Annotated in this window: 11 protein-coding genes and 1 pseudogene; 9 read left to right on the forward strand and 3 right to left on the reverse strand. The window is 51.6% G+C overall.

The genetic code is table 11. The annotated features are described in order from the left end of the window. Positions 1 to 55 precede the first annotated feature (55 nt). From ACLD1X_RS20665 to ACLD1X_RS20675, 3 genes are all read right to left on the reverse strand, one after another. The gene (locus tag ACLD1X_RS20665; protein ID WP_095946326.1) at positions 56 to 373 is read right to left on the reverse strand and encodes a transcriptional regulator; all 318 of its coding nucleotides are present in this window, start codon (positions 371 to 373) and stop codon (positions 56 to 58) included. 172 nt (positions 374 to 545) lie between these two features. Further along, positions 546 to 782: a glutaredoxin family protein gene (locus tag ACLD1X_RS20670; RefSeq protein ID WP_429370785.1), complete on the reverse strand. Its 237-nt coding sequence runs from the start codon at positions 780 to 782 to the stop codon at positions 546 to 548. A 107-nt stretch (positions 783 to 889) separates the two neighbouring features. Continuing rightward, positions 890 to 2,098: an ammonium transporter gene (locus ACLD1X_RS20675; protein WP_429370787.1), complete on the reverse strand. Its 1,209-nt coding sequence runs from the start codon at positions 2,096 to 2,098 to the stop codon at positions 890 to 892. A 327-nt stretch (positions 2,099 to 2,425) separates the two neighbouring features. On the opposite strand from ACLD1X_RS20675, the gene ACLD1X_RS20680 reads away from it, so the two are divergent. The 9 genes and pseudogenes from ACLD1X_RS20680 (at position 2,426) to ACLD1X_RS20720 (ending at position 13,733) form a co-directional block, all read left to right on the forward strand. Beyond that, positions 2,426 to 2,740 carry a DUF883 family protein gene (locus tag ACLD1X_RS20680; protein ID WP_046040614.1) on the forward strand — a complete coding sequence of 105 codons (315 nt, stop codon included), beginning with the start codon at positions 2,426 to 2,428 and terminating at the stop codon, positions 2,738 to 2,740. Position 2,741: 1 nt separating this feature from the next. Further along, positions 2,742 to 3,131, forward strand: coding sequence for a phage holin family protein (locus ACLD1X_RS20685; protein WP_429370790.1), 390 nt, complete (start codon positions 2,742 to 2,744; stop codon positions 3,129 to 3,131). Then, positions 3,128 to 3,472 (forward strand): hypothetical protein, encoded by a 345-nt coding sequence (locus tag ACLD1X_RS20690; RefSeq protein WP_429370792.1) that lies wholly within the window; start codon positions 3,128 to 3,130, stop codon positions 3,470 to 3,472. Before ACLD1X_RS20685 ends, ACLD1X_RS20690 begins: the two co-directional genes overlap by 4 nt. Before the next feature lie 178 nt (positions 3,473 to 3,650). Continuing rightward, complete coding sequence (locus ACLD1X_RS20695) at positions 3,651 to 4,979, forward strand: deoxyguanosinetriphosphate triphosphohydrolase (protein WP_429370794.1); 1,329 nt, start codon at positions 3,651 to 3,653, stop codon at positions 4,977 to 4,979. Between the two features lie 177 nt (positions 4,980 to 5,156). Next, positions 5,157 to 5,549: a response regulator gene (locus ACLD1X_RS20700; protein WP_429370796.1), complete on the forward strand. Its 393-nt coding sequence runs from the start codon at positions 5,157 to 5,159 to the stop codon at positions 5,547 to 5,549. A gap of 244 nt (positions 5,550 to 5,793) precedes the next feature. Beyond that, a complete protein-coding gene (locus tag ACLD1X_RS20705; protein ID WP_008002663.1) occupies positions 5,794 to 6,420 on the forward strand; it encodes a response regulator transcription factor in 627 nt (208 codons plus the stop codon). An 8-nt stretch (positions 6,421 to 6,428) separates the two neighbouring features. After that, positions 6,429 to 8,756: pseudogene (locus ACLD1X_RS20710) on the forward strand (transporter substrate-binding domain-containing protein); the annotation flags it as partial. A gap of 590 nt (positions 8,757 to 9,346) precedes the next feature. Then, a complete protein-coding gene (locus ACLD1X_RS20715) occupies positions 9,347 to 11,455 on the forward strand; it encodes a hypothetical protein (protein WP_429370798.1) in 2,109 nt (702 codons plus the stop codon). Further along, complete coding sequence (locus tag ACLD1X_RS20720; RefSeq protein ID WP_429370800.1) at positions 11,445 to 13,733, forward strand: hypothetical protein; 2,289 nt, start codon at positions 11,445 to 11,447, stop codon at positions 13,731 to 13,733. The genes ACLD1X_RS20715 and ACLD1X_RS20720 overlap by 11 nt, the downstream gene beginning before the upstream one ends.

Genomic DNA, 13,733 nt, shown 5'->3' on the forward strand with positions numbered 1-13,733 from the left:
CAACAGCAGGCCCGGCGCGGCGTGAAAACTAATTGAGAACGCCCCCTAAGATTCCTCAAGCCGGGATCTGTGCGCGCGCCGCCGCTTCGGTGTACTCCTTGAGCCAGCGCAGCACATCGACCGCCTCCCAGCGAGCGGGGTCATACAGGGCGTACAACAATCCCTGATAACCCACGACATCGAGTTGTCGGTGATAGCCCGCGCGTTGAAACAAGGCTTCGATTTCTGCGAAACAGGTATTGAAATGCGTTTTGTTGAAGGGTGTTTTCCCCTCGGTCACCAGACCATCCAGACGCAATTCAAGGACGGCCTCGCGCACGACGTCCGCGGACATCCGGTTCACGCTGTTCTTCAACTGCTCGACATTGACCACGATTCATCCCTCTCACGCCCCGGCTTGCCTGCTCGCGCCCGAAAACCGGCAACGGCAAGGCAGGCACCGCGAATAACTGTATGCGCATACAGTATCCGATCAACACCGGATAAGCCAAGGGGATCAATCGCAAAGTTCGACAGGCGGGACATGCCGCCAGCGCAAAAATCGCTTATCGCAGGAACGCCACCACCTCATCGGCACTGAACGGCCAACCGAGTTCAGCGCCGGAGTCGACTCGCCGCAATACCGGAATACGCAGGCTGTAGGCTGCAAACCACGCTTCATCGTCAGCGATATCCACCAGTTCCACCAGCAGACCGCGCTCGACAAACTCCATCAGCATGGCTTCGGCAACTTCACAGAGATGGCATCCAAGGGTGCCGAACAGCTGACATTCGGGAAGCATGAGTGCTCAACCTGATAATGAAGTGACCATTCTAGGCCGGCCTCGAATAACCGTCGAGCCATTGAGCCCCCCCCACCCCGATGCCGCCGACAATGAAGCGACCCGGGTCAGTCCTGGCTCACGGCGCCAATCTTGTGGATCGACAGGTCCGCGCCGTAATACTCCTCTTCCTGGCTCAGGCGCAATCCATGCAGCACCTTGATCACGCCGTACACCGCAAACCCGCCGGCCAGCGCCACAGTGACGCCCAGTGCAGTGCCGATCAACTGGCTGATCAGACTGACCCCGCCCAGCCCGCCCAAGGCGCCCTGGCCGAAAATGCCGCAGGCAATGCCGCCCCACACGCCGCACAAGCCATGCAACGGCCACACACCCAACACATCGTCGATGCGCCACTTGCCTTGGGCTGCGGTAAAGCACCAGACAAACAGTCCGCCCGCGATGACACCGGTGACCAGCGCCCCTACAGGATGCATCAAGTCGGATCCGGCACAGATTGCCACGAGCCCCGCCAACGGGCCGTTGTGCAGAAAGCCCGGGTCGTTGCGCCCGACGATCAGTGCCGCCACCGTACCGCCAACCATGGCCATCAACGAGTTCACCGCCACCAGACCGCTGACACCTTGCAGGGTTTGCGCGCTCATGACGTTGAAGCCGAACCAGCCAACAATCAGGATCCACGAGCCCAACGCCAGAAACGGGATGCTCGATGGCGCGAACGCGACCAGCCGCCCGTCGCGATAACGGCCATTGCGCGGCCCGAGCAACAGCACCGCCGCCAGTGCCAGCCAACCGCCCATGGCATGCACCACCACTGAACCTGCGAAATCATGGAAACCGGCGCCAAAGCGCTCCAGCAGCCAGGCCTGCAAACCCAGGTTGCCGTTCCACACCATGCCTTCGAAGAACGGATAGACGAACGCGACTATCAACGCAGTAGCGCACAGTTGCGGGACAAACCGTGCGCGCTCGGCGATCCCTCCGGAAATGATTGCCGGAATCGCCGCGGCAAAGGTCAGCAGGAAGAAAAACTTCACCAGCCCATAACCATGGTCGGCATTGAGCACGGCCGCCGGTTGCATGAACGTCACGCCATAGGAGATCCAATAGCCTATAAAGAAGTAGGCCAGTGTCGAAACAGCGAAGTCGCTGAGGATTTTCGACAACGCATTGACCTGGTTTTTCTGGCGTACGGTTCCGACTTCGAGAAAGGCAAAACCGGCGTGCATGGCCAGGACCATGACCGCACCGATCAGTATGAACAGCGTGTTGGAGCTATGGACCAGGGTGTCCACAGCGCTTTGCAGGTTTTCCATGGGATGGGCAGACCTTATGGCAGAAAAAAGCACCAAAGCAGTTCGCGATGACAGCCCATGCACCAAGTTGCGGCTTCGAAGCATCAGCGGACTGATCTGGCCGAACCACTTTGGCGCACGGACACCGCCCAGGAAAAACGCGCCCCGGACGTTTACGCGAGTTTTTGATTGTTGGTCCTACGGTTTTACTGAAATCATGCCCGGCTATAGCGCAATGGTGCCGACCGGCGCACCACGACACAGCAAAAGTTGTACCAGTCATTAGAACTGAACCTTCGCCGAAGGCTCATACTCGAACGCATCAGAAAGCCACTTATGGAGATCCCCATGGCCCGCACCCAGGCAAAGACCGCTCAAGAAATCCTGATGAACGATTTTCAGACACTGGTCAGTGACACCGAGCGGTTGCTGGAGCACACCGCGACCCTGGCCGGGGATCAGGCCGACGAGTTGCGCGAGCAGATTCACGACAGTCTCTTGCGTGCTCGTGAAACCCTCAAACTGACCGAGGACTCCCTGCGCGAACACGGCAAGGCTGCAGTCACCGCCACGGAAGACTATGTCCAGGCCAACCCTTGGCAATCCGTCGGGATCGCGGCCGGCGTGGGCTTCCTGATCGGTCTGCTGGCTAGCCGGCGCTGATATGTCGATCGGTGAATCCGGCCCGTCTGCAACGGGAACCAGCTCCTCATCGCGGCGCCTGGGTGCGGCCTTCCTTGGGTTGCTGCACAGCCATGTCGAACTGTTCGGCATCGAACTGCAGGAACAGAAGGCACGTACCGTCAGCCTGCTGCTGTTTGCCGGCCTGGCGCTGGTGTTTGCCTTGCTGCTGCTGGTAGGGCTGTCGACACTGGTGCTTATCGTGTTCTGGGACACGTATCGCCTGACCGCCATCATCGGCCTCTGCGTGTTCTACACCCTCGCCGCGATATTTTGTGGAATGCGCTTGAGAGCGGCGATTTTCGATGAGTCCTCGCCCTTCCACGGCACACTGGAAGAGCTGGCCAACGATCGGGAGCGCCTGTTGCCATGAGCCTGCCTGAATTGCCACACAACAGCTCCCGCACGGAAATGCGCAAGGCCCTGATCCGCCTGCGCATGGAAATGCATCGCCAGGAAATCCGCCACGAGTCCGCGCAACTGCTGCAACCCTTGCAACGCGTGCGCGGGATGACGCAAAACCTGCAGGACGGTTTAGGCATCAAACATGCCCCCCTCTGGGGCGTGGCCGTCGTCACCCTGCTGGGCTTCCTGACCGGCAAGGGTGCAAAAAACGGTGGCGGCCTCAGCAGCCTGTCCCGGCTGATCCGCCTGGGCACCACACTGGGGCCGCTGATCAAACTGATCATGCAGGGTTCGTCGCGCAAAGACTGATCAGCATCTTTGCGGCTGCATTCCTTGCAATGTCGACGGGATGCCCTCCTCTATCGAGGGGGGCATCCCGTACGCCTGCTGCTCATCGATATCGGCGCAGCCGGTTGTAGTTCCGCTTGCAGGTCATGGCGCGAAACGGGAAGCTAGGCCATCAGTCACCCGACGGAGAGCCCACGCCTTGGATTGGCAAACCCTGCTTACCCGCGAACGTCTCGGAAAACCGCTGCACAGCCCTGAAGAACTCGGCCGCAGCCCTTTTCACAAAGACCACGACCGCATCATCTTCTCGGGGGCTTTCCGTCGCCTCGGGCGCAAGACCCAGGTCCATCCGGTGTCCAGCAATGACCACATTCATACGCGCCTGACCCACTCGCTGGAAGTCAGTTGCGTGGGTCGCTCACTGGGCATGCGGGTCGGCGAAACCATTCGCAACGCCTTGCCCGACTGGTGCGAACCCAGCGACCTGGGGATGGTGGTGCAATCGGCTTGCCTGGCACACGACATCGGCAACCCGCCGTTCGGCCACTCCGGTGAAGACGCGATCCGTCACTGGTTCCAGCAAGCCGCCGACCGTGGCTGGCTGGATGCAATGAGTGAAGTCGAGCGCAATGACTTCCTGAATTTCGAAGGCAATGCACAGGGCTTTCGGGTACTCACTCAACTGGAATACCACCAGTTCGACGGCGGCACCCGACTGACGTACGCAACACTGGGCACGTACCTGAAATATCCATGGACGGCCAGGCACGCCGACTCGCTGGGATACAAGAAGCACAAGTTCGGCTGTTATCAGAGCGAGCTGCCGCTACTGGAGCAGATCGCCCATAAACTCGGCCTGCCGCAACTGGAGGAGCAACGCTGGGCGCGGCATCCGCTGGTGTACCTGATGGAGGCCGCCGACGACATCTGCTATGCGCTGATCGACCTGGAGGACGGCCTGGAAATGGAATTGCTGGAATACGCCGAAGTCGAGTCACTGCTGCTGGGCCTTGTGGGCGATGACTTGCCGGAGACTTACCGCCAGCTCGGGCCCGGTGATTCGCGTCGACGCAAGCTGGCGATCCTGCGCGGCAAGGCGATCGAACACTTGACCAATGCCGCGGCCCGCGCCTTCGTCGAGCAACAGGACGCGCTGCTGGCCGGTACATTGCCCGGCGACCTGGTGGAGCACATGCACGGTCCCGCCAAGCGCTGCGTACTGAACGCCAAGGACATGGCCCGCAAGAAAATCTTCCAGGACAAGCGCAAGACCCTGCACGAGATCGGTGCCTACACCACGCTGGAAATCCTGCTCAACGCCTTTTGCGGAGCAGCGCTGGAGCAGCACAACGGGCGGACCCCGTCGTTCAAGAGCCGGCGCATCCTTGACCTGCTGGGCAACAATGCACCCGATCCCCACGGCCCGTTACACACTTCGTTTTTGCGCATGATCGATTTCATCGCCGGCATGACCGACAGCTATGCCAGTGACATGGCCCTGGAAATGACCGGGCGCGGCGGCCACTGAGGCGTATCGATTGATCAGCCATTACAGCATTCGTTATGGCTGATCCCCCTTCAAAGTCCGACAACACTCAAACTTCGTCGAATCGCCCTACAACACATGGCGAGCAAACTGATCGCTTGTCCGACACGCTCGCGAAACAATCGCCCTCCTTTCTGTTCGACAGATGAAGTGCGCACCATGGCCGAAGACGATCTACGCATCCTCGTGGTGGAGGACCACCCCTTCCAACTTATAGCCACTCAATACCTGCTGGAAAGTTATGGCTTCACCCGACTGACGACCACCGACAGTGCCGAAGGCGCCTTGCAGCATATGTTCGGGGCCGAGCAGCCGTTCGATGTACTTTTATGCGATCAATGCCTGCCCGGTCTGACGGGACTCGATCTGGTCCGCTTCGCCAGCCAGCGAGGGCTGATCCGGCAGGCAATCATTCTGAGCAGCCTGACGATGTTTGAACTGGATGAACTTGTAAAAACGGCTACTGAGTATGAGCTGCCATTATTGGGCTATTTGATAAAACCTTTGAAACAATCTGAATTTAGATACCTATTGACCTCGACACCAATATAAAAATACATCTATAAAATATAAAAACCACACAATGTAAAACTTACAAACATCTTCCTTTTAACGCACCTCCAGCCACAACACTTTCTCAACATTCCTAACAAGAAACCTAGTTAATACGTAGTCCTATTCCTTTTAATCTGTAGGACTTTTCCTATATTGCTGCTACGACTCAGTCAGTTCATGCGCCCCTACAAGTATCTGAGCTAAGGTGCGCGCTTTATTTGAGCTCGCATGGGACTTGATTATGAACTCCGTTTTTATTGTCGACGATCACCCGGTTATCCGCCTTGCCGTTCGAATGTTACTGGAACATGAAGGTTACAAAGTCGTCGGCGAAACTGATAATGGGGTCGACGCCATGCAGATGGTTCGCGAATGCATGCCAGACCTGGTCATTCTCGACATCAGCATTCCAAAACTGGATGGACTGGAAGTGCTATCCCGATTCAACGCAATGAGCACTCCACTTAAAACACTGGTACTGACAGCACAATGCCCGACACTTTTCGGTATTCGCTGCATGCAATCCGGTGCATCGGGCTATGTCTGCAAACAAGAGGACATCAGTGAACTGGTCAGTGCCATAAAAGCGGTATTTGCAGGTTACAACTATTTCCCGAGCGAGGCCTTGAACCCCGTCCGCGGAGATGAAACACGCTGCATCGAACTGGAACTGTTCAAGTCCGTAAACGATCGGGAACTGATGGTCCTGCAACTTTTTGCCCAAGGTCGCACAAACAAGGAAATCGCCAAGGGCATGTTTCTGAGCAACAAGACCGTGAGCACTTACAAGAAGCGTCTCATGCAGAAACTCAAGGCCAAATCCCTGGTTGAACTCATCGAGATGGCAAAACGTAACGCACTAGTGTGAGAACCTGGATGCCCAGCCGTTTGAAGGTCTATCTGATTCAAGTGACCGCAGGTCTATGCGTGAGCACCTCATTGTTCGGGGCACCGGCCAATGAACACTATACGCTGCTCAGCCGATCGAAGGCCGGGGCGCTGGAGGTTCCACTGGATGAATCCCAGCGACAATGGATAAAACACAAAGATCAACTGACGCTCGGCACGTCAGCCCCGGACTATCCCCCTTTCGACCTGACCACCAGTGGTCAGGACTATGAAGGGTTTACCGCCGATTACGCCGGTCTCCTGGAAAAAACAACCGGTTTGCCCGTCAAGGTAAAGCGCTTCAATTCCCGAGGCGCCGCGATCGCTGCACTGGAGAACGGCGAAGTGGATCTGCTTGGCACCGCCAATGGATTCGAAGCCGGCAATGCCAACATTGCACTGTCCATTCCCTATGCCGTCGACCAACCCGTGTTGGTGACCCGCGAAGGCGAAGCCCGATCCCTCACCGATGGCCTGTCCGGATTGCGCCTGAGCATGTTGTATCACTACTTGCCTTTGGCGGAAGTCAAGGCGTTGTACCCGAAGGCGATCATCACGTCCTATCCGTCCTACCAGAATGCGATCAACGCCGTGGCTTTCGATCAGGCGGACGTGTTTCTCGGTGACACGATTTCAACTCACTACATGATCAACAAGGGGTACTTGAACAATATCCGGATGGCCAACTTCGGCAAACAGGAAGCCCATGGTTTCAGCTTTGCCGTTAACAGGAACAACCCCGAACTGCTTGGCATCATCAACGCAATGATCAGGGCCATCCCCTCCAGTGAACGGGAAAACATCGCCAAACGCTGGAGCGCCGGTAGCGACATTTTGCTGACCGATCAAAAGCTGCAACTCACTGACCGGGAAGAACACTGGCTGGCAAACCACCCGATCGTGCGCGTCGTCGTCAATGAAGCCTTTGCACCACTGTCGTTTTTCGACAGTGATGGTAACTTTCGCGGGGTCACCGCTGATTTGCTCGAGCTGATCAGGCTGCGCACAGGTTTGCGCTTCGATATCCAGCACAGTCGCAGCGATGACGAAATGATCAGGCAGGTCAGGGACAACAAGGCCGATGTGATCGCCGCATTGCTCCCCACTGCCCGACGCCAAGCCCAACTGAACTTTACCCGCCCCTTTCTGGAAAATTCCTACGTCCTGCTGACCCGCAAAGCCGCCGACAGCCCGGCCAACCTCGAGCAGTTGCAGGACAAACGCCTGGCCATTGCCCGTGGCAATCCACTCATGGATTACCTGCGCAGAGAATTCCCCCGGATCAGGTTGATCGAGACCCCGGACACCTTCAGCGCCGTAGAGTTACTTGCCGAGGGTCAGGCCGAGGGCGCGGTGAACTCACTGGTCATTGCCAATTACTTCATTTCGTCGCGCCTGTTCGAGCACACATTGCAAATCAGTACCACCATTGGCACCGAGCAGGCAGCGTTTTCCCTGGCCACCGCTCGGGGCGCCAAAGAGCTGAATGCGATTCTCGACAAAGCTTTGCTTAGCATTTCCCCCGAGGAACTGGGCATCATCAACAGTCGCTGGCGCGGTTATTCGGCGTCCTCGCAAAGCACCTGGCGCAACTATCAGAGACTGTTCTACCAAATCGTCATCGGTGCAGGCGTGCTATTGCTGATTTCCATTGCATGGAACGACTACATGCGACGCCAGATCAAGCAACGCAAGGCCGCAGAGCGTGCGCTGAACGATCAGTTCGAGTTCATGCGATCGCTGGTCAATGGCACGCCCCACCCGATCTATGTACGTGATCGCCAGGGGCTGCTGCAAAGTTGCAACGACAGTTACCTGCAAGTGTTCTGTGCCAGGCGTGAAGATGTCATCGGCAAAAGCGTCATGCAGGGCTCGATGAACAATGTGTTCGAAGCCCGGGAGTACCAGGCTGACTACCAACGCGTAGTGGCTGAGGGCAAACCGTTGATAGTCGATCGCGAGCTGCATATTGGTGGCCGGCGACTGACGATCTATCACTGGATTCTTCCCTATCGGGATTCCAGCGCAACAGTGCAAGGCATCATCGGTGGCTGGATCGACATCAGCGACCGGCGACAACTGCTCGATGACCTGCGTTGCGCGAAAGAGCGCGCCGATAACGCCAACCGGGCCAAAAGCACGTTTCTGGCGACGATGAGCCATGAGATCCGCACGCCGATGAATGCAATCATTGGCATGCTTGAACTGACGCTCAAGCGTCTTGATCATCAGCACCCGGAACGCCAGGCCATCGATGTCGCATACAACTCGGCGAAAGGTTTGCTGGAGCTGATTGGCGACATTCTCGATATCGCACATTTTCCTATATACGACAGCCGTCAAAAACCGTCGACACCCCAATAAATGCGATGCCTCCGATACAGGTTTAACGCCCTACAAAACTTTGACGATTATCAAAAGACGCATGCATATCCACTGATATTATATATAAACAATGTATCAATGATAAATTTTATTGTGTACAAATAACCCAGACCAAAAAAACACAAAACCTTTAACACAATGAATTAACAATCAAAAAAGTGTGAAAAAATAAAATTAAGAAAACCGTCAACCACATAATAAGCAAACAACCATCCTGCAAAAATTCTAACTGCAAATTATCTGCCAAAACTACAAAACCTTAGGAAAAAACCAAAACCCTCGCACACCTCCAAACAATCAAACTTCATAGTTGACAGACAAAAAAATTCACTGTTCCATATTGTGAATCTCAATCACCTAATTCTTCTATGATCGCTACTAATTTCATCACAGGGTTTCCTCGGCTGGCTATCAGTAGCGAAGCGGTAATCATATTAGAAAAAGGGATCGCACTTAATCCAAAGATCAGCAGATTGTGGCCCCGTAATTCCGGGTTAATGAACGCATTCCTAGACATTTCCATGCGTCGACTTGAAGTTGATAGCGTGACCTCCCAAGAAAAAGCGGAGTCACTTCTAGAGGGATTCGAAGGCTTTCTTTTGCAAGAAGCCACATATCCACGAAAAGTTGCATCCGGCATTTATTGCGCCATCCTTAAAATGCTTTCTTTGTGTTTCGGGTTTCCTCTGACGCCTAATAAGCTACAGGGTACAAATTCAACACGACGCATAAACAACTCCATTACCACATATGAATCAACTCTTAAGGACGAAGACAAACGCATTTATTACCAGGGTTGGTTCATCCCATGCCAATCGGGAGAGCTTACATTTATTAACCTCTCTAAATTTTACTTACAGTATGGAAAAACCCTAACAAACTATTATCTGGCAAGAATTACAAAGAAGCTATCCAGATACAGCCATCACTCAGTAAAAAGCTATACCGAGTGCTTGAAATTCATTAACAACTCACTGTACTTGTCTTACAGCACAAATAAGGAGCTTCAAGATCTGAAGGCCCCCTTGAAAGTTAACAACTTCACAGAAAAGAGCTTCACATATGGGCTGCTGAAAGCGATAGCCTCAGAGAACGATCTTAAGAGCTACTACAAAACTTGGGCTAGGATAGTTGGAATTTTTGAAAAGGTGCTCGCAGGCTCTATTTTCGTTGCCGAGCCTGCGTATCAGATAATAGCGCCTAACTTTAACACCTCAGTTTATAGCAAAACTGTTGAATATGATAAAACGTTGACCCCTATACCTCTAACGCTAAAAGACGACGACGCATTAGACGCTTTAAAGAGTGCACTTGAGCAAAATCGCGACTACATCATTAAAGTGTGCAGAAAAACTTGCGCTCAGGAACTTGCACGCTATCGGCGCTCAATAAACGCCGCAAAACGAGGGAAAGTCATTTCTCACGATGATAACCCCGCCAATATTGACTGTGTCTCGGCAGCAGATCTATGCGCCACTTGGCATAAGAGCCCATATTTCAACAAACAACTTTTAGACGATTTAAACATCCCCTCCGAAGTCATCCAAAGCTCCGTATACACCCTAAGATCTCAAACCTTACTGCCTTTTTTGTATCTTCTAAATATAGAGCACCCGCAAATCACACCTTCATGGTTCTCAGCATTTGAGTTATACAACAAAAAAGGGAAGATGACCGGCTTTACACAAGCTGGAAAAGGATATAAAGCACGCAGCCGAAAAGCGCGTGCCAATAAAATTCAAATCATATCGCTAAGCCATAAATCGACGAAGCTATTCAAAACAATAGTAAAACTCACATCAGAGGCACGCCTATATTTAAAAAAATCAGGAGGAGATGATTGGCGGTATCTATTGATGGGATGTGGAACCGGGCTAGCTGCGCCGACTCGGATGAAAATTATACCATCCTTGAAGTACCTAAATGAAACACATATATTCAAACGTAACCTTCTTACTGGAGTCGAAGCGGCTCCTGCAAATGAACATACTCCCATGTTGGTTCATAGACTGACGCTGAGAACTGCTCGTGCAGATCAGCTAGTCATAAAGTACTTAGCTTCATTGAGTGAAAGCGCAGTTTCTAAAGAAGCAGGTCACTCCCAAAATAGCGGGAGACTTATAACCATCTACATACCGCCAGCGGTCCGGCACTTCATAATGGACCGATGGATTAGGCAATTTCAGAACGCAATTATCTATGAAGTCATGAAGAACAGCCCCTACTTATTGAAATGCATGGACTTCAATAATGAACAAGAACTTGACTGGTTCCTTCAGAACATTCGGCCGGACTACGATTTTGAGATAAACGCCACCCGCGAAAAAAATTCAAATACTGACGAAGCTAACGCGAGCGATAGAATTTACATCAGCTTAAACAAAGAAAAATTGATCGTATTGCTTTCTCTATACGAGATGGTCACTGATGCAATTGCCACATCCAAAAAAGTAACAAATACAGCAATGAAGTGGTATCGAATAGCATGCCTAGTCAGAATAGCTGGGGAGTTGGCGAATGAGGGAGCGCTAGGTGGAACCTGCTCCATGGCGGCGGCATATTTATTGAAAACAACTCAACCCTCCTTTGAAATTGCAGAACGGCTGAATAGGGTAGTATATGGTAATTAAACCAAAAATTGAACAACCAAATATCTCCCCGGAAGAAGCCAAAGCCCTCTTGGAGAAGTTTAACAATCCAGGAAACTTGCATACTCATGACCAAATTCGAGACCAAGTATTCTCGACACTCACTGTAGGTACAACCATTTTTCATCCTTATTGGTTTGCTGTAGGCACAGAATATAGCCATGACGTGTGGCACCAGGAGCTTCCGGATGGTCACGGGGGGGTTTATGTACGAACAATTGACTTCCGGGTACGCCTACCAAACGGTCTACTCCTTACACATCAAAAAAACAGAAAGCTCTTGGCGTTCATTAGATACATGATGGCCATTCAAGTTCATCCTAGATTTAATGGAAGCTTTTATAAGCCAACGTACGCACAATCACTGCTTACGAAAGCGCTTTACGTAGCAGACTGGATTTTACTTAATGTCGAACGCTTCAAGGTCTCGGAATACGATCTCGGAATTATTAATAAAAATGACTATACCTACTTTTTAACACTTGTAGCAGACCTCCCCATTAACGAAGCCGTATACAACTTTCCATCAAGAACAGAGAAATATATCAGGCAAGAAATACAATCCATAAATGAGCACGACTTTGCAGAGGCAATAAAAATAGAGCCTCGGTTAAAGTACTTGGCTCCTGAATCGACGCGACGCTTAAACTTGACCGAAGATGAAATTGTTCGCGCTCATTACATTTTCTGGAAAAAAGGCTGGTATCGAGCAAATCGGGGAGCCCTTGTATTGAACAACTCAGACTTACTGAGAGTTTTATATAAGGATACTTTGCACGGCATGAATCAACGTCCTACTCGCTTTGAAGAACTCGATGCTGGACGTGAATATTATGCGACAGAGTTTGATGCCGTCGAAGTTAGGCGGGGCTACCATGAAGGCTTATGCAATAAAGAGCTTAGAGTATATATAGACACTCTGCGTAAGGCGCAGTCATTCGAATCCAATGATAGTTTCCATATAGACAAGCAGGCAATTTTATCTCTTTCCGTTAAAAGTATTTTAGCTGGCCGTACCAGAAAGCCTGACGGGCGTTTTTCTACTCTCCCATTGGAGGTAATAGGAAGCGTCCTACACAACAGCTTGGAGTTTATTATTTGTCACACCGACAACATTCTCGAACATATGCTTTGTGCGTTACAGAAGCATCAATTAAATGGTGCGACCAAGAAGCTATCAATTAATGAAAGCTATAAACCTTTAACAACCCTCGACTCTGATTTTCCCTCACCTACTCGTTGGTCGCTGTATAGAAACTCACCTTCATTTTATTCTGACTTAAGAAATGGAGTGGGCCTGAGTGAACTATATCAAGTACTGGTGGGCGCCGCATGCATCACCATATGCTCTTTATCTGCACGTCGCCGCTCTGAGCTTATTAGATTAGATTCACAAACATGCTTGAAGCCAGACGTAAACCCGAACAACAAAAAGAACCAGAATATTCAATATAATTTAGAGTTTCAACCAGCAAAAACAGGAGCTGGAGATCAACGCGAAACCATCAGCCGACCAATACCCCGTGTCGTCGCGAAAATTATTTATTCCTTTCAACAATTCAACAAAAAACTTGCAGAGTTAGGAATTACCCCCTCTAAACGCCACCTATTCCAATCAATAAACCGTCACGATGGGAGAGTAACAAATGGTTCTGAGATGGGAATATATGATAGCTTCGATATGGCATCAGATTACTTTCAATCTGAATGTGTGGTAGGCGAAGATGGAGTACGTCGTCGTCATTACGTCCGCCCACACCAACTTCGTCGTTTTTTTGCGATGGTTTTCTTCAATTCCTCTAGTGAGTTCAAGACCCCTGCTATCTCTTGGATGTTAGGGCACACCGATCTTTCCAGCTTTTATCGCTATGTAACAGAGGTCGTGGGCGGTCGAGCAATGAATGAAGCGAAGGCATACGCCCTACATAAAGCCGTGGCAGATAGCGTCAACAATCCCATCCAGAATATCGACAGCCTCATGAAAAAGCTCAAACTTGATTACAACACGAAGGCTATTCATATCAAAACCTCAAAAGAGATAAACGAAGACCTTGCTTATCTTTCGTCCGAAAATCTAGTGGAGCTAGAGCCAACTTTTGAGGAGTATTTGCGCGGAGAAAATATTGAGTACGATCTGCTTTGTTATCTAAGACAAGGAGAAATCTCCCTGGATCCAAGTTTTTTTGACATCAAAGATAAAGACGGAAGTGTGATACACAAGTTTACTCTTCTGGTAAAAGTTACAGACTTGGATGATTAG

The organism is Pseudomonas sp. 18173 (assembly GCF_050432945.1).
Classification (GTDB): Bacteria; Pseudomonadota; Gammaproteobacteria; order Pseudomonadales; family Pseudomonadaceae; genus Aquipseudomonas.